This window comes from Streptomyces rubiginosohelvolus (assembly GCF_014649875.1).
Taxonomy (GTDB): domain Bacteria; phylum Actinomycetota; class Actinomycetes; order Streptomycetales; family Streptomycetaceae; genus Streptomyces; species Streptomyces rubiginosohelvolus.
In genome coordinates this window covers 132,754-153,952 of sequence record NZ_BMTW01000001.1, presented here as the reverse complement: position 1 = coordinate 153,952, position 21,199 = coordinate 132,754, and the positions used below count along the sequence as shown (strand labels likewise).

Annotated in this window: 22 protein-coding genes; 17 read left to right on the top strand and 5 right to left on the bottom strand. The window is 72.3% G+C overall.

Annotation, left to right across the window (positions count from 1 at the left end):
* Position 1 precedes the first annotated feature (1 nt).
* The 12 genes from IE134_RS00680 (at position 2) to IE134_RS00625 (ending at position 10,910) form a co-directional block, all read left to right on the top strand.
* Complete coding sequence (locus IE134_RS00680; RefSeq protein ID WP_098895331.1) at positions 2-442, top strand: TadE family protein; 441 nt, start codon at positions 2-4, stop codon at positions 440-442.
* On the top strand, positions 433-828 hold the full coding sequence (locus IE134_RS00675) for a TadE/TadG family type IV pilus assembly protein (protein WP_126930851.1): 396 nt from the start codon (positions 433-435) through the stop codon (positions 826-828). Before IE134_RS00680 ends, IE134_RS00675 begins: the two co-directional genes overlap by 10 nt.
* A 62-nt stretch (positions 829-890) precedes the next feature.
* Positions 891-2,228: a TadA family conjugal transfer-associated ATPase gene (locus IE134_RS00670; protein WP_030711137.1), complete on the top strand. Its 1,338-nt coding sequence runs from the start codon at positions 891-893 to the stop codon at positions 2,226-2,228.
* A gap of 10 nt (positions 2,229-2,238) precedes the next feature.
* On the top strand, positions 2,239-3,183 hold the full coding sequence (locus IE134_RS00665) for a type II secretion system F family protein (RefSeq protein ID WP_030711139.1): 945 nt from the start codon (positions 2,239-2,241) through the stop codon (positions 3,181-3,183).
* A 31-nt stretch (positions 3,184-3,214) separates the two neighbouring features.
* The gene (locus tag IE134_RS00660; RefSeq protein WP_030711141.1) at positions 3,215-4,102 is read left to right on the top strand and encodes a DUF5936 domain-containing protein; all 888 of its coding nucleotides are present in this window, start codon (positions 3,215-3,217) and stop codon (positions 4,100-4,102) included.
* 75 nt (positions 4,103-4,177) lie between these two features.
* Positions 4,178-5,677: a sensor histidine kinase gene (locus tag IE134_RS00655; RefSeq protein WP_098895332.1), complete on the top strand. Its 1,500-nt coding sequence runs from the start codon at positions 4,178-4,180 to the stop codon at positions 5,675-5,677.
* Between the two features lie 14 nt (positions 5,678-5,691).
* On the top strand, positions 5,692-6,660 hold the full coding sequence (locus tag IE134_RS00650) for a response regulator transcription factor (protein ID WP_030711145.1): 969 nt from the start codon (positions 5,692-5,694) through the stop codon (positions 6,658-6,660).
* A gap of 210 nt (positions 6,661-6,870) precedes the next feature.
* Positions 6,871-7,101 carry a hypothetical protein gene (locus IE134_RS00645; protein ID WP_010058428.1) on the top strand — a complete coding sequence of 77 codons (231 nt, stop codon included), beginning with the start codon at positions 6,871-6,873 and terminating at the stop codon, positions 7,099-7,101.
* Positions 7,101-7,709 carry a pilus assembly protein TadG-related protein gene (locus IE134_RS00640; RefSeq protein WP_030711147.1) on the top strand — a complete coding sequence of 203 codons (609 nt, stop codon included), beginning with the start codon at positions 7,101-7,103 and terminating at the stop codon, positions 7,707-7,709. Before IE134_RS00645 ends, IE134_RS00640 begins: the two co-directional genes overlap by 1 nt.
* Before the next feature lie 34 nt (positions 7,710-7,743).
* Positions 7,744-8,361 (top strand): hypothetical protein, encoded by a 618-nt coding sequence (locus IE134_RS00635; protein ID WP_030711149.1) that lies wholly within the window; start codon positions 7,744-7,746, stop codon positions 8,359-8,361.
* Positions 8,362-8,369: 8 nt separating this feature from the next.
* Positions 8,370-9,017 (top strand): OmpA family protein, encoded by a 648-nt coding sequence (locus IE134_RS00630; protein ID WP_030711150.1) that lies wholly within the window; start codon positions 8,370-8,372, stop codon positions 9,015-9,017.
* A 282-nt stretch (positions 9,018-9,299) separates the two neighbouring features.
* Entirely contained in the window at positions 9,300-10,910 is a 1,611-nt protein-coding gene (locus IE134_RS00625) for a hypothetical protein (RefSeq protein ID WP_189429907.1), read from the top strand.
* Positions 10,911-10,933: 23 nt separating this feature from the next.
* Here IE134_RS00625 and IE134_RS00620 read toward each other — a convergent pair whose 3' ends face one another.
* The 3 genes from IE134_RS00620 to IE134_RS00610 form a co-directional block, all read right to left on the bottom strand.
* Positions 10,934-11,647: a haloacid dehalogenase type II gene (locus tag IE134_RS00620; protein ID WP_098018205.1), complete on the bottom strand. Its 714-nt coding sequence runs from the start codon at positions 11,645-11,647 to the stop codon at positions 10,934-10,936.
* 98 nt (positions 11,648-11,745) lie between these two features.
* Positions 11,746-12,318 carry a hypothetical protein gene (locus IE134_RS00615; RefSeq protein ID WP_030711157.1) on the bottom strand — a complete coding sequence of 191 codons (573 nt, stop codon included), beginning with the start codon at positions 12,316-12,318 and terminating at the stop codon, positions 11,746-11,748.
* Between the two features lie 108 nt (positions 12,319-12,426).
* Positions 12,427-14,466, bottom strand: a complete 2,040-nt coding sequence (locus tag IE134_RS00610; protein ID WP_189429357.1) for a hypothetical protein — start codon at positions 14,464-14,466, stop codon at positions 12,427-12,429.
* A 311-nt stretch (positions 14,467-14,777) separates the two neighbouring features.
* Between IE134_RS00610 and IE134_RS00605 the strand changes: the two genes are divergently transcribed.
* Positions 14,778-15,374 carry a hypothetical protein gene (locus IE134_RS00605; RefSeq protein WP_098018199.1) on the top strand — a complete coding sequence of 199 codons (597 nt, stop codon included), beginning with the start codon at positions 14,778-14,780 and terminating at the stop codon, positions 15,372-15,374.
* A 168-nt stretch (positions 15,375-15,542) separates the two neighbouring features.
* Positions 15,543-16,739 carry a putative hexosyltransferase gene (locus IE134_RS00600; RefSeq protein WP_189429355.1) on the top strand — a complete coding sequence of 399 codons (1,197 nt, stop codon included), beginning with the start codon at positions 15,543-15,545 and terminating at the stop codon, positions 16,737-16,739.
* A gap of 4 nt (positions 16,740-16,743) precedes the next feature.
* Here IE134_RS00600 and IE134_RS00595 read toward each other — a convergent pair whose 3' ends face one another.
* A complete protein-coding gene (locus tag IE134_RS00595) occupies positions 16,744-17,142 on the bottom strand; it encodes a DUF192 domain-containing protein (protein WP_032768326.1) in 399 nt (132 codons plus the stop codon).
* 124 nt (positions 17,143-17,266) lie between these two features.
* On the opposite strand from IE134_RS00595, the gene IE134_RS00590 reads away from it, so the two are divergent.
* From IE134_RS00590 to IE134_RS00580, 3 genes are all read left to right on the top strand, one after another.
* On the top strand, positions 17,267-18,118 hold the full coding sequence (locus IE134_RS00590) for a prepilin peptidase (RefSeq protein WP_030711166.1): 852 nt from the start codon (positions 17,267-17,269) through the stop codon (positions 18,116-18,118).
* Positions 18,119-18,188: 70 nt separating this feature from the next.
* On the top strand, positions 18,189-19,001 hold the full coding sequence (locus IE134_RS00585) for a class I SAM-dependent methyltransferase (protein ID WP_189429354.1): 813 nt from the start codon (positions 18,189-18,191) through the stop codon (positions 18,999-19,001).
* 136 nt (positions 19,002-19,137) lie between these two features.
* Positions 19,138-19,584: a hypothetical protein gene (locus IE134_RS00580; protein ID WP_030711169.1), complete on the top strand. Its 447-nt coding sequence runs from the start codon at positions 19,138-19,140 to the stop codon at positions 19,582-19,584.
* A gap of 115 nt (positions 19,585-19,699) precedes the next feature.
* On the opposite strand, the gene IE134_RS00575 is transcribed toward IE134_RS00580, so the two are convergent.
* Positions 19,700-20,893, bottom strand: coding sequence for a winged helix DNA-binding domain-containing protein (locus IE134_RS00575; RefSeq protein WP_189429352.1), 1,194 nt, complete (start codon positions 20,891-20,893; stop codon positions 19,700-19,702).
* Between the last annotated feature and the right edge of the window lie 306 nt (positions 20,894-21,199).

The window sequence follows — 21,199 nt, the reverse complement described above, 5'->3', positions numbered from 1 at the left end:
GATGACCACCACAAGAACAGCTCGCAGCGGCATACGGGGGCGGATCACCGCCCTACGTGACCGCGGGGGCCGGGACCGGGGCCAGACGGCCGTCGAGTTCCTGGGCATGACCCCCTTCATCATCCTGATCATGCTCGTGCTCTGGGAGTGCGCCCTGATCGGCTACACGTTCAGCCTCGCGGGCAACGCGGCGGACGTCGGCGCGCGCAAGGGCAGCGGGGCGGAGTTCGCGCCCGGGACGGCATGCCGGCAGGGCGCGATGAAGGACCTGCCCGACGCGTGGTCGAAGAACGCCGTCGTCACATGCGGCGGGACCAACAACCGTCTCTACGAGGCCACGGTGAAGCTGAAGGTCCCGGTGCTGGTGCCGGGCCTGTTCGACCTCGACACCGAGATCAAGGGCACGGCCGGATCGCCGAGGGAGGAGCAGTCATGGTGGTGACGACACAGCCGCACCGGGAGAACGACCGCGACCGGGGCCAGGTCGCCATGGAGTACCTCGGCTTCCTCCCCCTGCTGCTCCTCGTAGCAGTGGCGGCCATCCAGCTCGGCGTCGCCGCGTACGCCGCCAGCCAGGCGGGCACGGCCGCCCGCGCCGGAGCCCGTACGGAAGCCAGCGTGGACGCCCGGGGCAGCGGCGAGAGCAACGCCCGCGACGCGGTGAGCGACTGGGTGGAGGACGGCGGGTTCGAGTACCGCAGGACCGGCGGCCGGGACATCACGGTCACCGTCGAGGTGAAGGTGCCCTCCATCGTGCCGGGACTGGACGACTGGACGGCCAAGCGGAGCGCGACGATGCCCAACGAGCACGTCGGCTCCGGCTTCTGAGCCCAGCCCGCCCGGACAACCGACCGCGACGACCCGACCACTCGACGAGGAGAGTTACGCAGATGAGCCTGCGGGCACGCATGACCGCTCCGGAGGAGCAGGGCGGGGCACGGGAGGACGGCCACATGGTGGCCACCTACCGGGCCAAGCTGCTGGAGGAGATCGACCTCGCGGAGATGTCCTCGCTGGCCGCCGCCGACCGGCGGGCCCGGCTGGAACGCGTCCTCGGCCACATCATCAGCCGCGAGGGCCCGGTCCTCTCCACGGTCGAGCGCTCGCAGCTCATCCGCCGCGTCGTCGACGAGGCGCTGGGCCTCGGCATCCTGGAACCGCTCCTGGAGGACGCGTCCATCACCGAGATCATGGTCAACGGCCCCGACCAGATCTTCGTCGAGCGCAACGGCAGGGTCGAGCAGCTCCCGATGCGCTTCGGCTCCCACGAGCAGCTGATGCAGACCATCGAGCGGATCGTGTCGACCGTCAACCGCCGTGTCGACGAGTCCAACCCGATGGTCGACGCCCGCCTCCCCAGCGGCGAACGTGTCAACGTGATCATCCCGCCGCTGTCGCTGACCGGCGCGACGCTCACCATCCGCCGCTTCCCGCGCTCCTTCACCCTCCAGGAGATGATCGGCTTCGGCTCGCTGGACGAACAGATGCTGGTGCTGCTCGCCGGGCTCGTCCAGGCCAAGCTCAACATCATCGTCTCGGGGGCCACCGGCACCGGCAAGACGACCCTCCTCAACGCGCTCTCCGGGCTGATCCCGAACACCGAGCGCATCGTCACCATCGAGGACTCCGCCGAACTCCAGCTCCAGCAGAGCCATGTGATCCGGCTGGAGTCCCGCCCGGCCAACGTCGAGGGCAAGGGCCAGATCACCATCCGCGACCTGGTCCGCAACTCCCTGCGTATGCGCCCCGACCGGATCGTCGTCGGTGAGGTCCGAGGCGGCGAGTCGCTCGACATGCTCCAGGCGATGTCCACCGGTCACGACGGCTCGCTGGCCACCGTCCACGCCAACAGCGCCGAGGACGCGCTGATGAGGCTCCAGACCCTCGCCTCGATGTCGGAGGTCGAGATCCCCTTCGAGGCGCTGCACGACCAGATCAACAGCGCCGTCGACGTGATCGTCCAGCTCACCCGGCACGCCGACGGCGCCAGGAAGGTCACCGAGATCGCCGTCCTGGACAGCCACGGCCGCGACCCGTACCGCATCGTCACGGTCGCCCGCTTCAACGCCCAGCCCATGGCATCCGACGGCCGGATCTACGGCGACTTCCAGTACCTCCCGCTGCCCCGGAGGCTCGCCGAGCGCCTCTACCTGGCCAGTCAGCCCATCCCGCAGGCGTTCGGCGTCGCCCAGTCCGCCGAACAGCTCGCCACCCGAGAGGCCAACTAGGTACCGAGCCATGGACAACGTCAACCTCCCCCTGATCACCGTCGGCGTCACGCTGCTGTGCTGCGTGCTCGGCGTGATGGGCCTGTACGCCTACTCCGGCGGCAAGGCCGACCGCGACGCCCTCGTCGAGCGGCTCTCGCACGTCGGGCAGATCCCCGAGACGGGGCGCGTCCGCCGCTTCAAGGGGCTCGACCGCAGGCTGCGCGGCACCGCGCTGGGCCGGAAGCTGGAGCTGAAGCTCGCCGCGACGGGCCTGGACATCACGCCCGGCGAGTTCCTCGTCTACGCGGTCGTCGCGATGGCGGGGCTCTGGATGATCGCCTCCTCCATGCTCGCCGCGTTCTTCGGCCCGGTCGCCGCGCTGATCGGTCTCTGGGGCACCAACGCGTTCCTCAACTGGCAGCGGATCAAGCGCACCGAGCGCTTCATCAACCAGCTCCCCGAGCTCTCCCGCATCCTCGCCAACGCCACCCAGGCGGGCCTGGCCCTGCGCACCTCGCTGTCCATGGCCGCCGAGGAGCTGGAGAACCCGGCCGGCGAGGAACTGGCCCGGGTGGCACGCCGCTTGGCCGTCGGCGAGCCCCTGGAGGACGCGCTGAGCGAGTTGACCGACCGCCTCCCCTCCCGCGAACTGGTCGTCCTGGTGACGACGTTGGTCCTCTCCAACCGGGCCGGCGGTACGGTCGTCAGCTCGCTGCGCAACCTCACCGAGACCCTGGAGGAGCGCAAGGAGACCCGCCGCGAGGTCAAGACCCAGCTCTCCCAGGTCACCGTCACCGCCTACGCCGTCCCCATCTTCGGCGTCGGCGCGATGCTCCTGATGAACGCGGTCATGCCCGGTGCGCTGGACCGGATGACGGGAGCCTTCATCGGCCAGGCGGCGGTGGTCGTGGCGATCGTCCTGTACGCGATCGGGTTCGTCGTGATCCGCCGCCTGTCCCGTATCGACGTCTGACGAGCTGACGAGCTGAGGGGAAGAAACCACCATGGACCTGCTGCTAGCTCTCGTCGTCGGACTCGCCGTGTACGGGGCCATCCACGGCATCCGGATGTACCGGGCCGACGCCAAACTCCCCGGCGACCTGGCCGTCGCCCTCGAATCCGGGTCCACCCGCACGAGCGCGGTCGGCTCCGGCATCGACCGCCTCGGCATCCGGTGGGCCCCCGCGGTCCTGCGGATGATGGGCCCCAAGGCCGTCAACAAGAAGCGCCGCCAGATCGACCTGGCGGGCAACCCCGGCGGCCTCACCATCGACCGTTACGCCGCCCGCCGCGCGGTCTACGGCGCGCTGGGAATCCTGGGCGCGTTCTCCATGCTCCTGCGCGGCCAGCTCTTCCTGGCCCTCCTGATGGTCGCCTTCGGCCTGTTCTGGGTGGAGGCCGGTATCTGGTCGGCGATCCGGGTACGCCGCGAGCACATCGAACGCACCCTGCCGGACTTCCTCGACGTCCTGGCCGTCGTCGTCTCCGCCGGACTCGGCTTCCGGCAGGCGCTGGACCGGGTCGCGGAGAAGTACGAGGGCCCGTGGTCCGACGAACTGCGCATCACGCTCCGCCAGATGGACATGGGCGTCAGCCGCCGCCAGGCCTTCGAGGAACTGCGCAGACGCAACGACTCCGAACAGGTCGCCATGTTCGTCACGACGCTCCAGCAGGGCGAGGAGCTGGGCGCCCCGATCGTCGAGACGCTGATCCAGATCGCCAACGACATGCGCCGCACCGACGCCCAGAACGCCCGCCGCAAGGCGGCCAAGGCGGTCCCGAAGGCGACGTTCGCGGTGACCACGTTCCTCCTGCCCGGCACGCTCCTGCTGCTCACGGTCGGATTCGTGTACGGAGCCGACGTCGACTTCGGGGCACTCACGGGCGGGTGACATGAACGACGGCCGGGATGGGGACGGAGACCCGGGAGCAGCTTTACGGGGACACGAGACGGAGGTGACAGGCACATGGCATACCAGCTCGGCAGCGCGCAGCCCGGACTGACCGCGGAACTGACCCGCGCCCACACCGGCACCCCGGCCCGCCCCGCGTTCGCCATCCAGGTCAACGCGCTCCAGGCGATGTGCCGCCAGGTCTTCGGCTTCCGGCTGGCGATGATCGCGATAGCGACTCCGTACGCCATCAGCCACACCGCCCCCGGCCTGCCCACCTGGTTCATCGGCTCGGCGATCCTGGTCACCTTCATGGGCTCGTACGTCCTGTTCCGGGACTGGGAGCGCTTCGGCCCGATCCTGCTGCGCCACCCCTGGCTCCTGGCCATCGATGCGCTCTTCGGAGCCCTGCTCCTGATCACGGCGACCCCCGAGTCGACCCTCGCCTACGTCACCGTCTGCACCCCGCTGCTGGCGGGCCTGATCCACGGCTGGCGCGGCGCGGCGGTCTTCGCGGCACTCCAGGTGACCATCGTCGTCGGCGTGTACGCGAGCGTCCCGAAACTGGAGAGCAGCGGCCCGACGGCTCTCCTCCTCCCCGGCTTCTGCGTGATCGCGGGCGCGGTCGGGGTCACCCTGCGCAACCTGCTCCTGCGCTTCGGGACGGCCACCCAGGCGCTGACCGAGACCCGGGCGAGGCTGGCGGTGAACGAGGCGGTGGAGGGCGAACGCACCCGCCTGGCACGGGAGATGCACGACTCGGTCGCCAAGACCCTGCACGGCCTGGCGCTGGCCGCCGACGGCCTCGCGGGCTCGGCGGACCGCATGGACCCGCCCACGGTGAAACTCCAGGCGGAACTGGTCGCCCGGGCCGCCCGCCGAGCCGCCGCCGAGTCCCGGGAACTGCTCACGGACCTGCGCCGCGAACAGGGCCTGGAGGGCGGCGTCGACCTGGTCGCCGAACTGGCCGCCCAGGCCCAGGACTTCACCGCCCGCCATCCGATCACGGCCACTTTCCGCCGCCTCTCCGAGGAGACCCCGGTCCCCCCGGTCCCGCAGGCGGTGGCCCGCCAACTCCTCACCGTCGCCTCGGAGGCCATGGAGAACGCGCACCGCCACGCGTCCCCGACGTACCTGATCGTCCTCGCGGGCGTGAAGGGCGACATGCTCCGCGTCACCGTGTACGACGACGGCCGCGGCCTGCCCGCCGGAACCACCCTGGCAGCGCTGCGCCGGGCGGGCCACTTCGGCCTGGTCGGCATGGTGGAGCGGGCCGCGTCGATCGGGGCCCGGATCAGGATCGGCCGGGGGAAGGCGGAGAAGGGGACGGAGGTACGGGTGGAGCTCCCGCTGGCGGCGCTGGCGGGCGGGCCCGTGGAGAACCCGCCGCCGGCTCCTCGGCCCGCTGCCGCCCCCGTACCCGCGTCCGCTCCTGCCGCACCCGCACCCGCACCCGCTTCCGCGTCCGTACCGACTTCCCCGTCCGTGCCTGCTTCCGCACCGGCACCAGCGCGGGCGCCGACGCCCGAGAAGACCACGACTTCTGCCCTCCCCACCCATCACCCTCGACCCTGAGAGGAGGTCGCAGCATGCCGGACGATGTCTCCCCTGCGCCGAACCACTACGGGGCGGCGGCTCACCGCCCCGCCCCCCAGCACCCGTCGCCGTCCATCCCGCTCACCCCGGCCCCCGATCCCCGACCCCCTGCGATCCCGTCCCCGTCCCCCTTCTCCCCGGGGCCCGCCGCCCCGGCCGCCGAACGCCTCCGGGTGGTGGTCGCGGACGACAACCCGGTGGTCCGGGCCGGCCTGGGCGTACTGCTGTCCGGCCGCGCGGACATCCAGGTGGTCGCGGAAGCGGCGGACGGCCGGGAAGCGTACGAGAGGACCCTCGAACACCGGCCCGACGTCGTCCTGTTGGACGTCCGTATGCCGGGCGTGGACGGCATCTCGGCCCTGCCGCACCTGGTCGGCATCGCACCCGTGCTGATGCTGACGTACAGCCGCGAGAGCGAGATCGTCCACGAGGCGCTGCGGCTGGGCGCGGGCGGCTACTTGGTGCACGGTGAGTTCACGGCGAACCAGCTGGTCCAGGCGGTACGCGACACGAAGGACGGCCGCGCCAACTTCACCGTCACCGCCGCGGACGCCCTCCTGGCCCATATGCGCCACGGCACGCCGCCCCAGCGGGGCCCGCTCCCCGAGGGCCTGGGCTCGGCACTGGCGACGGCACCGGCCCCACCGCCCGCGCACACCGCCGAACCTTCGGAAGGCCTTTCGCAACTGCAACCAGTTGTGGGACAGTCTTCTGTATCCGGGGGGTCGGTATCCACCCCCAACAGGCAGCAGTACGGGCTGAGTTCGAGGGAGGTGGAGGTCATGGACCTGATTGCGTCCGGAATGAGTAATCAGCAGATCGCCGCCACCTGCTTCATCAGTGAGAAGACGGTCAAGAACCACATCAACCGCATCTTCACGAAGCTCCACAGCGCCACCCGCAGCGAGGCCATCGCCCACTGGCTCGGCACCGCGCCCCGGACCCCCGGGCGGCAGCCGTGACCATGACCGAGCGATTCCGCAACGGGTGGACCCAGAAGGCGCTTTGGGCCCGGGAATGGGCCCACGGGCCCTCTCTGGGAGTGCGGGTTCCCCCTTATGTTTCTCATGTCGCCAGCGGCACCGGCCAGGAGGAAGCCGGTAACGGGGGCGGCACCGCAGAAACGTGCGAGTCGGCCGGCAACCGGTCGGCCGAACCCGGAGGGGAACACCATGTCGGACATCACCGTGAAGACCGCCGTCCGCGTCAACGGCTGGGCCAACACCGCCGTCAGCGCCATCCAGAAGCGGTACGCGGCGAAGGACCGGGGGCAGACGGCGTTCGAGTACCTGGGGATCATTCTGGTGGTCGTGGCGATCATCGGGGCGATCGCGGCCTCCGGGATCGGCGGGAACATCTCCAGCCGCATCGACGGACTGGTGACCTCCATCGTCTCGGGCTGATGCGCAAGCGCCAACACGGCGACGCAGGGCAGGCCTTCCCCATCTACGTGATGATGGTGGCGGGCCTGCTCTTCCTTGCGTTGGCCTTCTTCGCTGTCGGTAAGGCCTCGGCTCTGCGCAACGGTTCCCAGGGCGCGGCCGACGCCGCCGCCCTGGCCGCCGCCCAGCAGGCGCGCGACGACTTCGGGACGGGCTTCTACGCCTCGCTCCCCACCAATGTGTTGGACCTGTTCCTCAACACACCTTTTGCCGCGCCCTGCTACGAGGCAGATCGGCTAGCTGCGGCCAACGACGCCAAGAAGACTTCGTGCTATCCGACGCCCGGATATCTGCGCGACCGAATCACGGTCGAGGTCGAGGGCCTCAAGCCGGTGGACTCACCGGTGCTGCCCGGGTCGGAGAACAAGAAGGCCAAGGCCAAGGCAACCGCGCTCATCGAGTTCCGCTGCCCCAACCCGATTGCTGTGGACACCACCGGCGACGGAATCATCGACCTCTTCACCTTCACGTGCCGGAACGGCAAGATCCTCGAGATCGTGCCCGCCAGCCCCCCACCGTGGGAGAGCGTGAGCAGAACTCTCTTTGACGTGCGGTTGGTCGACCAGTGACAGCGAAGCGAACGACGAGTAGAGGAATCGGACCATGAGCATGCGGCGGACCACGACGACCAGAAGGGCCATGGCGGCTGTCAGCATGACCGCCGCTCTGGCCTTGGCTCTCGCCGGCTGCGGCGACGACGGAGGCGAGAAGCCCGGCAACGAGGGCTCCAGCGCGCCGTCCGCCCCGGCCAGCCCCTCCGCGGAGGACAAGGGCGAGTCGCAGCAGGAGGACACGGCTGCGGGCGAGAACGTGGACCCGGATGTGAAACTCGCGGAGACACGCGGGCAGGGCGGTCTGGTTCTGGTCGTCAATGAGGTCAAGCGGGACTCCGGCGGATTCCTCACCGTGCAGGGCGCGATCACCAACGAGGGCGACCAGGCGCGAACCACTTCGGGCTGGGCCGGCTCGGAGGTGAACATCGTGAACAAGAACCCCAACTCGGTCGCCGGTGCGACGCTGGTCGACAAGGCGGGGAAGAAGCGTTACTACGTGCTGCGGGACACGGATTCCCGCTGCCTGTGCACCACGGCGATCACGTCCCTCGCACCGGGCAAGTCGGCACCGATCTTCATGCAGTTCCCCGCCCCGCCGCAGGGCACGACCGAGGTCGACTTCAACCTTCCGACCTTCGCCACCACCTCGCTGAAGATTTCTGGGTGAACGCGGCCATGAAGACCACCCAGCGCCCCCGGGCGGCGCGCAACCTGGGACAAGCCGTCGCAGTCGCCGTGCTGATCGCCGGCACGACACTGCTCGGCGCGTCACCTTCGTACGCCGACGACGGCCCGAGCGTCCCGCCCGGTACGGAGGCGACGTCGGAGCCGCCCGTCCCCGTCGACCCGAACGACCCCGACCTCAAGATGCCCGAGGGCGGCACCCTCGCCCCCGGCCGCGTCCTCGACATCGTCCAGGTAGTCGAAGACCTGGGCGGCGAGGAGCGCCGCGAGGACAGCAACGCCGACATCAAGTTCGCGCTCCAGGCCGAAGTCCTCTTCGGCAAGGACAGCGCCAAGCTCAGCTCGGCGGCCAACGCCCGTATCGCCGCCATCGCCGAGGAGATCAAGAAGCAGAACGCGACCAAGGTCCGCGTCTTCGGCTTCACCGACAACCTCGGTTCCTCGGCCCACGGAGACGTCCTGTCCAAGAAGCGGGCCGACGCCGTGCACGGGGTCCTGTCGAAGCAGCTCGGCCCCACGGTCACGTACGAGATCCGGGGCTACGGCGAGCAGTACCCGATCGCCAGCAACAGCAACGAAGAGGGCCGGAAGAAGAACCGCCGCGTGGAGGTCTCCTTCCCGCGCGGAGAGGGGTCCTGACCCCTTCCCGACCCCGGTGCCCGCGCCCCGATACCCGCGCCCGCCGTCGTTCTCCTCACGACGGCGGGCGCGGGCGCGTCTGCCCAGGCCACACCGCCAGGGCAGGAATCCGGCCAGATGCTCGCCCAGCCCGTCACCCGAACGGCGGACCCTCGTTGGTGGTGTGGGCCGGAATCCGGACTGCCCGGCGTAGCAGACTGTGACACGCCGCGCGCCGCTGACACCTGCACAGGACAGGTAAGTGCCGCGGTGCGCATACGAACAGTCGTCGAGGAAGGTGTGATGGGTGTGGAGGCCCACGCGACGAACGAACGCGTGACGGGACGCCGGTGGACGGTGCGGCTGGACCCGGTCGGCCGTGGCCGTGCGGACGTACGCGTCTCGTGCAGCCGCCCGGCCTGCGCCGCGCAGGTGCTGCCCTCCGCCGCCGCCGGCCGTACGGCGGCGATCGCGCACCTCAAGGCCCACCTGCGCGCCGGCCCCGCCCCCCGCCCCTCCGTGCACTGCGCCTGTCGGGCCGAGGAGTGCCATACGCACATCCGCCCCGCCGGACCGCGTGAACGCCCCGTGCCCTGGCGGTGCGGGGGAGCGGTCGTCCTGGCCGTCATCACGGACCGGGAAGGACGCTGGTGGCAGGTCCTGGAGTGCTGCTCGCGCTGCGCCGCCGCCCACCCCACGGCGAAGGTCGTCGCCACCGCTCCGGCCGCCGAGACACCGGCACGGGCCGACGGGTTCCGGGCCGACGCCCCAGCTCCCGCGACCCCCGGCGGTCCCGCAGCCACCACGCCGTCCTTCTCGGCGATCAGCCCGCACTTCTCGCACAGCGCCACCGCCGCCGCCACCGGCACCGCCGTCCCCCAACAGGCGTCGGGGCCCCGGTCGTCCTCTGCTCCCCGCTCCGTGCGGCCGACGCGGAAGCGCCCCCCGCGCGGAAGGATCGCTCAGCGCCTCGTCCCCCACGACCTGCGGCCCGTCGCGCTCCGGGACGAACTCACCGAGCTTGGCGAGCTCTTCCGCGCCTACCAGGCCCGCACCGAACCCGACCTCGCGGTGCTCGCCGACCTCCACGCCCGTAAGGCGGAGGCCTTCAACGCCTGGGCCGAGGTCACCGCCGACACCGGGCTGCGCCTCGACGCCCGGCGGGCCGAACAGGCCGCCGCCACCGCCCGCCTCCAGCATCTGCACCGCATCGGCCAGGCCCCGGACGGCGAAGGGCCCGCTGTCGTACGGCTGCTGACCGCCCCCGCGCAGTGGAACCACGCCCGAGCCGTCCTGGCGCACGTGGCCGAGAACGCCCCCCTGCCGGGAGCCGAGGCACGCCTGCTGGTGCTGATGGTGACGCTGCGCACCGCGCAGTCCGGGGTCGGCAACCTGGTCGGGCAGGACATCAAGGGGCTGCCCCTGCAGGATCCCGAGCATCTGGTGGGGCAGTTGGTGGAGTCCGGCTGGCTCGGCATCTCCGGGACCGTCGAGGAACTGATCGCCTCCCGCCCGGAGAGCCCCACCCGGATCAGCGTGCCGTCCCTCACGCCCGACGAGGACGACCCGGGTCCGTTCACGTTCGGCAGGAAGCTGCGCCCCAAGCTCAGCGGCTGGGCCCAGCGGGTCGTCGGGGAGAAGAAGCTCCGCAAGGGCAAGACCGGGGCCGACGTACGGCTCCTCGCCCTGGCCCTGGCCACCGGGGCCGACGGCGAAGGGCGGCTGGGGCCCGGAGGGGAGGGCGTCGGCCTGGACGGCCTGTCCTCCTGGTGCTCCGTCAGCCCCGCTGACCTGCCGGACCTCGTGGACCGGCTGACCGCCGCGGACTGGCTGGCGGAGGCCGGCGTCACCGGCACCCTCCTCACCGGCCGGCTGACCGAACGCGTCCTCCCGCTCGGTTGCCCGATGACCTGAGGAGCACAACGTGTCCCGCGGCCTCAGGACACCCCGAGCTGACCCGCCAGATCCGCCAGGTCCTCCGCGTACAGGTCGAAGCGGTCCGACGCCGTGGGCGGGTCGCCGACCGGGCGGGCCACATACGCCGTGCGCAGACCCAGCGCCTGCGCGCCGCGCAGGTCCCAGGCGTGGGCGGCGACCATCAGCAGGCGCTCCGGCGGCAGCCCGGCGACGGTGACGGCGAGCCGGTAGACCGCCGGATCCGGCTTGTACGTACGGGCGTCCTCCGCGGACAGGGCCTGGTGCCAGCGCAGCCCGGCGTGGGCGTTCAGCTCCAGCAGTGCCGTCCGGCTCGCGTTGGACAGGCCGATCAGCGGGAAGCGCCCGGCGAGGCGGGCGAGCCCCGCCACGGTGTCGGGCCACGGAGGGAGGCGGCGGGCCGCCCGGGCCAGCGACTCCACGGCGTCCGGGGCCGCCACCGCCCCCGGATCCTCCGCCCCGGCCGCCCGTGCGACGACCTCGGCCGCCTCCCGGTCCAGGGCGTCGCTCGGGAGATAGGGCCGGTCGCCGTCGACGACGCGGCGTTGCTCGCGCTCGATGTGCCGCTGCCACAGCAGCAGAAGCCGTTCGGCCCCGGGGGCGTCCAGGGCCGGGGACGGGGTGAGCGCGCCGATGCCCGCGCGCAGTCCGGCGGGTTCGTCGACGAGCGTGCCCAGCACATCGAACACGACGGCGTCGATCGTCAGCTCTGCCATGGCGAGGTCTCCTCAAGAAGGTGGCCCAGAAGGCGGCTCAGAAGGTGGTCGGCACAAGGGACAACATCCCAACCGCTCCTCCCCATCCCTTACTTGACCTACTTCACCGTGATCGACCCCACGAACGCGTCCAGGTCCTCCGCGTTCACCGCATCCTTCACCGCGTTCAGACGCACCACGAACGGAACGCCCTTCGCGTCCACCCCCGCGACCAGGACCCCGGTCATCGGTGTCCCCCTGTTCGGGGTGTCCTCCTGGCCGTCCGCCGTGAAGTCGTAGTCGATCCGGCGTGCTTCGCGGGCTTCGCCGGCGTCCTCCGGGCCCGCGAGGCGTACGTCGTCCGTCGCCTTACGGGTGGAGTTGAGGCCGATGCCCGCGCCCGCCGCTGCCGCCGCCCCGGCCGCGTCGTGCACGCCCGTGGCGAAGTCCAGCTGGACCGAGACCATGCCGGTCCGGATGCCGTCCTCCTCCTTGAGCGCGACGGCCGCGTTGGCCTTGGCCCGCTCGCCCGCAGGCTGTTCCGCGTACCCCTCGCTCTTCGGGTAGCCGACGCTCAGGCTGTCGGTCTCCAACGTGCCCCAGCCCTCGGGCACGGACGCCTTGTCCGCGTCGCCGCCGCATCCGGTCAGCAGTACGGCCGCCGCCGCGACGGCCGCGGCGACAGCCGTCATCCGCCCCGGAGCATTCCGCGTGTTCCGCGTCCTGGTCCTCATCGACGTACTCATCGACGTACTCATCGACGTACTCATCGTCAGACTCATCGACTCCGTCACCGCCGTTCAGTTCGCGCAGTAGCTGTACGGAAGATACGTGCGCGCGTCGCCCCGCGGCGCCCCGAGGAACTGTGCGTCCGTCAGCGTCTCCTTCTTCTCCTCCGTGGAGAGCGAGAACCCGAGGCTCATCCCGAGCGAGATCTCGAAGCCGAACTCCTGCGCGTCGCTCTCGCCCGTGTACCGCATGGTGCTGGACAGCCCGTCCTCGAACATCAGCTGCTGGAACGGGTCGTTGCCGTCCGGGCGGTTCTCCATGCCGTTGTCGCCGAAGAGGTACTCGAAGGGGGCCGTGTTGTTGCCGGAGCCGTCCAGCCACTGTTCCGCGATGCCCCGCTTGGCCTCGGTCGCCGCGTCCGTGTCCTTGCCGAAGACGATCGAGTTCGTCACGACGTCGATGCCCGTCTCGCCCGAGGAGTCCGACGCGCTGCCCTTGCCGCCCCGCTTGTCCTGGCCGTTCTCGCCGTTGTCGCCGCCGACCTCGACCTTGGCGGACGTCGAACCGCTCTCCACCGTCTGCGTCATGTCGATCCGGACGATCTTCCCGGTCTTCTGGTCGCGGGTGACGGTGATGGCGCCGGTACGGTTCTGCTTGCCGCCCACCGTGCCCTTGACCGGGCCCACGTTCCCGCCTGCCTTGCCCTCCAGTTCGAGCTTCGCGGTGTACGTCGACGACTCATTGCCGTTCACATCGTCCTTGGTGATCGTCACCTCGGGCGAGAACGTCGCCTTGCCGCCCAGCTTCGCGCCCAGCTCGTCCTCGTCGCCGCCCTTGACGGAGAGGCCGCCGTCCGCGTAGGCGTTGAGGCCGACGGTCGAGTAGGAGATCTTCTTGTCGCCGATCTTCTTCTCGATGTCCTCCTTCTTCTCCGCCCACTTCATCGCGGAGTACCAGCCGCCGCCGTAGCCGCCGCTGTGCTTGGTGGAGGTCTCCCACATCTTCATCTCCTCGATGTCGTCCCGCATCTGCTGAGCCTCCTCCTCGCTCGCGAAGATCCAGGTGTCACCGTTGGTGATCTTGATGCCGCCGCCGATGTCGACATCCGCCTTGCCCAGGCTGCCGAGCTTGACGCCCGGGGTGCTGGCGGTGGCCCCGGCGGACGCGGCGTCGGTGAACGTCATCGAGACGACCTTGTCCTTCCCGTCGACCGTGCCGTCGCCGTTCACATCGGTGCTGGCCTGGGAGACCTTCTGCTGGAAGCCGTACTCCTCGCCCCACTCGAACCAGCCGATCTTGACCTTCCCGCCCGCCGTGTCCGAGATGCTGGAGACCTGGCACATCTTGGGTTCGTAGTCCGCGTCCGTCTTCGGCTTCGCCTCGGGGTCCTGGCCGCCGGACGCACAGGAGCCGCCGCCACCGGCCATCGAGCTGATCGCGCACCGCAGCCGCTCCCCGATCTTGCCGCCGACACCCGCCATCGCCATCGCGCCGATCAGCATCGTGACGAGGACGACGAGCCCCAGGTACTCCATCGCCGTCGCGCCGCTGTCCCGCCAGTTGTACGCGTACCGGGGCGGCTCCGGGGTGCGCGTGGCGCGCTCCTCCAGCAGCCGGTCGACGGCCACCCCCGACGCCGCGCCCGCCGCCAGTGACACGGCGGGCATGAGCACGCCCTCGATCCCGACGACGTCCCCCGCGACGGCGAAGCCGTACAGCAGCCCGGCCAGCGGTACGGGCAGGGCCGCGAGCAGATACACCGTGCGGGAGGACTCGCGGTGCTCCTCGGGGAGGACGCGGGTCGCCGCCAGGACCGTCAGCAGCGTCACGACGAGGGCGGGCAGGTGGAGCAGGGCCAGCCGCCAGCCGAACGTCTCCAGCCGCTCCTCGGTGGCCAGCAGGTCGACCAGGACCCGGCTCATAACGAACCCGAGGGCGAGGTAGACCAGGCCGCCGATCACCCAGCTCCGGGTCAACGCGAAGAATCGGCTGCCCTGTTGGGGTCGGTACGGGACACCGGAGCCGGCGATGCCGTGGCGTCCCAGCGGTGTGTGCCCCGCGCTCCGGTCTCCCCGGGCCCGGCCCCGGTCTGCGCCCCCGTCACTGCTCACGGTGCACCCTCTCCTCGACCCGCGCGTGTTGCCGACGGCCGAGAGCGTACGGCCGGAAAGCTGCCGTGGCCCGGGCCCCCGGTCCCAAAGCCGGGCCCAAGTCCGGTGCACGTCAAGCGTGTTGCACCGGGGCGCGGTGGCCGTTCCGCTTGGGGTCGGCCGTGGGTCCGTGGGCCCACGCAGCCCCGGCCGCCGCTCAGTACGCTCGGGGGTGCCGGGGGTCGCCGACCACGACGCCGCGCGACGTAGCGAGAGCGATCGCGAAGAAAGAGAGCGACCGCGAGGAGCGAGAGCGATGGGGGTGGGCGTCGGTGGGTGCCGGATTCTTCTACTCGTACCACCTCGGCTGGACCCGGCTGGACGCCCGAACCCTGCTGGGCGACCTGGAGGCCGAGGGGCTCCGTCCGGAGCACCCGGTGACCGGCCGCACGGTGCTCGTCAATCTCGACTCCGCGTCCCTCGGGGCCCGTTCGCCCGTCACCCGCGAGCAGTTGCTGTCCCTCGCCGGCCTCCAGCGGCTGCACGAGGTCGGGTTCCGGTTGTGGACCGACGGGGGTCTCGACCTCCTGGTGCGCATCCGGCGGGCCCGGTCCGGTGTCGTCGCCGTCGAGTTCTCCGTGGGGGAGCTGCCCGAGCCGGAGCGGGAGCATGCGGTGGGCGCCATCCGGCGGACCGTCGGACGGGCCTCGGTGCTGTGCATCGGCTTCGTCGTCGACCGGGCCGGCGCGACGGCCGCCACCGACTGGGACGGCGTCGTCATCGAGGGCGCCGCGCACCTGGAGGCCTGGCCGGACGCCGTCGCCGTACGGGACGAGACCGCGGCCCGGCACCCGCAGCTGGCGGTGACGGAAGCGGTGGAGATGTCGCCGTGGAAGGTGTTCGGGAACGAGGTGCTGGGCGGCGTCTGAGAGCCGGGCGGCCCCGGCCCCCCGTACGGGGGGCCGGGGCCGCCCGCACCGCTGTCGGCCACCGGCCGGTCCGGGGCAGGCCCTGGGCCGCCCGGACCCCTGCCGGGAAGCCCGGCCCCGCGCTGCCCGTGGCACGGCGTACGCGTCGCCGACGTCATAATCGGCCGTATGTCCGATCACCAGCTCCGCACCCGGACGCCCGCCGGCCCGGCACCCCGCACTCCCGGCGGGTCCCGGGTCGCCGCCGCGTTCCGGGCCGCCGCGCCCGCGCTCGCGGTCTACGCCGCCGCCCGGGCCGTGGGGCTCCTGGCCTTCTGGGCGGCCGCCTCCGCCGCCGGGAAGGACCCCCTGGGGCCGCTCAGCGGACGCTGGGACTCCGTCTGGTATCAGCGCATCGCCGAGCACGGCTACCGCTACACCGTCACCCTCCCGGACGGCTCGGTCCACTCCGATCTGGCGTTCTTCCCGCTGCTCCCGGCCCTGGAACGCGCCGTCTCCGCCGTGACTCCGCTCACCCTCGGCGGCGCCGGGCTCCTGGTCGCCTGGACCGCCGGGCTGCTCGCCGCCTGGGGCGTCTTCGCCGTCGGCTCCCAGCTGCGCGGACGGCGTACGGGGGTGGTGCTGGCCGCGCTGTGGGGCGTCTACCCGACGGCGTTCGTCCAGTCGATGGCGTACACCGAGACCCTGTTCACCGCGCTCGCCGCCTGGGCGCTGTACGCCGTCCTCAAGGGCCGCTGGATCGTTGCGGGCGCGCTCTGCGTCCTCGCGGGGCTCACCCGGCCCTCGGCGGCCGCCCTCATCGCGGCCCTGGCGATCACCGCCGCCGTCACCCTCGTACGCGAGTACCGCGACGAGCGCCGCGCCGGCCCGGTGCTCCGCCGCAACGCCCGGATGATCGCGGGCGTGGCGCTCGCCCCGCTGGGCTGGCTTGCGTACGTGGTGTTCGTCGCCGTACGCGAGGGCAGCCCCGTCGCCTACTTCGACGTTCAGGCGCAGTGGGGCAACAACATCGACGGCGGCCGCGCGCTCGCCGCCTTCATCGCCGGGCTGCCCTGGCCCGCCGCCCTCGGACTGTGCGCGGCGCTCGGGCTGCTGGGGTGGCTGGTGGTCCTCTGCGTACGGCAGCGGCAACCGCTCCCCGTGCTCGTCTACGCCATCACGATCGTCGTCATCTCGCTGATCGGCGCGGGGTACTTCGGCTCCCGGCCGCGGCTGATGATGCCCGCCTTCCCGCTGCTGCTCCCGCCCGCCGTGGCCCTGCTGCGGCTGCGCACCACGGGCCGCACGGCCGCCGTGCTCGCCGCCCTCGCCTGCGCGTCAGCGGCCTACGGCGCCTGGACCCTGCTGGGCGCGGGCCCGCCGTAGCCACCTAGACGGCTTCCGGCGCGGCGGCCGGTGCCGCCTTCAGCTCCAGCCGTACGCCCGGCCGTACCCCCCACCGCTCCATCGCCCCGGCCTCCGCCTCCACCACGTGCCGGGCCCGCAGCCGGGGCAGCCCGAGGCGGCCGGGCTTCATCGTGGTGACCGCCAGGACCGTGAACTTCCGGTCCAGGTACGCCACATCGATGGGGAACCGCATCCGGAAGGTGTGCACGCTCCCGCACGGGGTGAGCATCATCGCCCCCTCGATCCCGTCCCGCCCGAGCAGCCCCTTGGTACGGGCCCGGTACGAGGCGGCTATCCGCAGCGGCACCGCCTGCCCCCCTGCCCCGGCCCCCGGGTCCGTGCCGACCGTCAGCGTCCCGTCGCCATCGCGCCATGTCCTCATGGGCACCGACCGTAGCCCCCGGCGGACGCGCCCGGACCCGGAACCGCGACGCTTGGGTCCCGGTCGGCCGCTCTGGGCCCCCGGACCCAAGACCCCGGGTCCCGAGGCCCGTTAGGGTCACCCCGTGGACGCCGTGCTGCTCGCCCTCGCCGCGGTCTGGGGTGCCGCCACCGGACTGCTGATCCCGCGTGCCGCCTACCGGTTCGCCGTCGAGCCGGAGGAGCCCTGGCGCACGGCGTGCCCCGCAGGCCACCCGCTCACCGGCCCGGCCCGCGGCTGGCTCGGCCCGGCCCGGTGCGCACCTTGTGCCGTCCCGGCCGCCCGGGTCCCGGAAACCCCGGCTTCGGAAGCGCCCGCCCCGGGTGCCCCGGGAGCCCCGGCTTCGGAAGCGCCCGCCCCGGAACCGCGGACCACGGACACCCCCACACCCCCCGCCTACGCCCCCACCACCCTCGCCCCCCTCGCCACCGTCCTCGTCTGTGTCGCGCTCGCCGCCGCCACCGGGGCCCGGCCCGAGCTCGTCGGGTGGCTGGCGCTGGCCCCCGTCGCCGTGCTTCTCGCCGTCGTCGACCGGCGGGTCCACCGGCTGCCCGACCCGCTGACCCTGCCCCTCGCGGCCGCGGCCGTCCTGCTGCTCGGCGGGGCGGCCCTGCTCCCCGGGCACGCCGGGTCCTGGACCTCCGGGCTGCTGGGCGGCCTGGCCCTCGGCGGCTTCTACCTCCTGCTCTTCCTGATCAACCCGAACGGCATGGGTTTCGGCGATGTGAAGCTCGCCCTCGCCCTGGGCGTCGCCCTCGGCTGGTACGGCTGGACCGTGCTGTTCGTGGGCGGGTTCGCCGGATTCCTGTTCGGGGCGGCGTACGGACTCGCCCTCGTCCTCCTGCGCCGGGCGGGGCGCAGGACCGGCATCCCGTTCGGCCCGTTCATGATCGCCGGTGCGCTGACCGGAGTGCTGCTGGGGGCCCTGGCCGGCTGAGCGAGGGCGAGCCCCCGGGTCACGGCGGAATCCGTTCGCGTCCTCCGGGCCTGTTTGACACGATTCCGGTATGCCCGAACCCGCCACCCCCGACTCCGCCCCCACGTTCGACTCCACGGCCTCCCGCGACCGGTTCGAGGCCCTCGTGGCCGAGGCCGACGCCGTGTCCGTGGACGGGTGGGACTTCTCCTGGCTCGACGGCCGTGCCACCGAGGAACGTCCCTCCTGGGGGTACGCCCGCGCCATGGCCGACCGGCTCGGCCGGGCCCACGCCGCGCTCGACCTCCAGACCGGGGGCGGCGAGGTGCTGGCCTCGGCGCCGAAGCTGCCGCCGGTGACCGTGGCCACGGAGGCCTGGCCGCCCAACATCGCCCGCGCCACCGCCCTGCTGCACCCGCTCGGGGCGGTCGTCGTCGCCGACGAGGACGAGCCGCCGCTGCCCTTCGGGGACGCCGCCTTCGACCTCGTGGTCAGCCGCCATCCGGTCACCACGTGGTGGGAGGAGATCGCGCGCGTGCTCACCCCCGGCGGTACGTACTTCTCCCAGCAGGTCGGACCGGCCAGCGTCTTCGAACTCGTGGAGTTCTTCCTCGGCCCGCAGCCGCCCGAGGTCCGTCGCGCCCGGCACCCCGAGGACGCGCGGGCCGCCGCGACGGCGGCCGGTCTGGAGGTGGTCGACCTGCGCTCGGAGAGCCTGCGCACCGAGTTCCGCGACATCGGCGCGGTGGTCTACTTCCTGCGCAAGGTGATCTGGATGGTGCCCGGCTTCACCGTCGAGCAGTACCGCCCCCAACTGGCCGCGCTGCACCGGAAGATCGAGACGGAGGGGCCGTTCCCCGCCCGCACCGCCCGCTTCCTGATCGAAGCCCGCAAGCCCCGGTGACGTTGGCCGAATCCCGCACCACCGGTCAACCCGCTTACTCCGTACGTCAGTTCAGCCGTGTCCCGGAGGCAACGGGATCGTGTGGGCCGCCGTCCTACCCTGCGAGGGCAGGCACAGTGAAGGAGTGGGAGCGGGCATGACCGTGGAGAGGGAAGACTGTGCGGGGCCCGCCGGGCGCGCGCGGCACGGCAACGCCGACTGGCTCACGGGGGCCAGGATCACCGCCGTCCTCGGCGTCTACTACCGGCCCGAGGGGCGGGCCGGCGCGCCCGAAGCCGTCGAGTTCGTCCTCGCGGAGGACCAGTCCGTCCTGCTGACCTGCGCCTCCGACCGGACGCTGCACGTCACTCCGGGCAGTTGGCCGCGGTTACCCGACTGGTGCGTACCGGCGAGCCAGTGGCACCACGCGCCGCCCGCGCTCCTGCCGCCGGTGCCGTACGGGGGAGCGTGGACGGTCGTCGGCACCCAGGAGGTCAGGGACGACGGCGGTGAGGTGCTCCAGGCCGTCATCCGGTGCGAGGAAGGGGACTTCGTGGTGATCGCCGGAGACACGATGGCGATCCGCTTCGACCCGCGCCCCTGAGACGTACAGGCGGAGCCTCCGCCTGCGCGCCCGCCGTCGCCCGCGCACCCGCCTCCGCCTGCGCGAACCCGCCTCACCCCGCCCCGCGCCACACCCCCGTACGCACCCCCCGCCCCTAGGCGTGCGGCCCCACCGTCACCGGGCCGACCGTCAGCTCCGCCGTCCCCTCCATGATCGCGGCGACCCGCTCCACCTGCTCCTCCAGGTCCCGCAGCCGCGCCCCGGACAGCGGCTCCAGCGGTTCCACCGTCACCGCGATCCGGCGGCCCGAGCGGCGCTGGTGCCAGACGCCCGCCACCACGCCGTCCACCAGCAGCACCGGGAAGTTCCCCGCCTGCCCGCCGCCGAGAGCCCGCTCCCACGCCGCGCCCGGGAACAGCCGCTCGCGGGGGCCCGAGGCGATGGTGAACGCGTCGAAGTAGGGGAGCAGGCGCACACCCCGCACCGGCGCGTCCGGGAAGTCCGTGTCACCCGCGACCACCCACGCCGGCCCGTCCTCCCCGAACGTCACCTCCTCGATCGCCCCCGAGGCCGCCAGCGCGGCGAACCGCTCGGCCGCCCAGCGCTTCGGCGCCGCGAGCCACCGGGCGACGTGCGCGGGGGTCGCCGGTCCGTAGGCGTACAGGTACCGCTCGATCAGGGCCGGCAACGCCGCGACGGCCGGCAGCGGGGTGCATCCGGGGTTCGTGTACGTCGCCTTCCGGCCCCGGTTCGGGGCGTAGGCGAGGGCACCCCGGTGCCCCGCCAGATGCAGGACCTGCCGCCAGCGCGGCCACATCGCCTGGAACCCGGGCATCACCAGGTCCCCGGCCCACGGCCCGGTCCGCGCGACGACCTCGTCGGAGAGCTCGTCGATCGTGAGCTCCGCCCCGGTCAGCGCGTCCCCGACCGCCGCGACGACCGCCTCCACCTGGTCCGGGGTCATCCGGGCGTTCTTGGGGAAGGGGTTCGGGCCCGTCGGTACGGCGGAGAGGGCCCCGGTCCACCGGGGCAGGTCCGCCGCGGGCAGGAGATGGACCGTGCCGCGCGGCCCGAACGTCTTGACCAGGGTCCGGTCGGTCCACAGCGCCGTACGGACGTCCGTGCGGGTCAGCCCGGCCCCGCGCAGCCCCACGGACAGCTCGGCCGCCGACAGCACCTGGGCGTGCGCGCCGAGCATGGAGGCCACCGCGTCGCCCGGCTCGGCGAAGGGCGATGCGACGGCGGCGGCATCCGGGTGGAGATGCTGCCGGGCCAGCCGCCGGGCGTTCGCCCCGGCCCAGGTCACGGTCACAGTCGCGGGCCCGGCCGCAGGGGATCGTGTCGTCATGCCCCGAACCTAGAGGCCCTTGAGGTCAGCTCCTGTCCTCTTCTTCGCCCCCGGCGTGTGCGCTCCGGCCGCGTCAAGGCGGCGGCGCCCGGCGACCCCTCGATACGGAGGCCGATAACGGGCCGGGAACAGGCCCCTGAGCGGGCGCCGACGTGGGGCGGGGCCTGCCCGCAGCGGAGTCTGGCATATGCGGAGAGTAATGGTGGAGTGGCGTGGCACGCGCCGGCACTTACGAAGGGTTATGGTGGAAACCCCCCCTCGGGCCGGTCCGTATCCCCCCCCACGGACCGGCCCGTTTTTCATGGG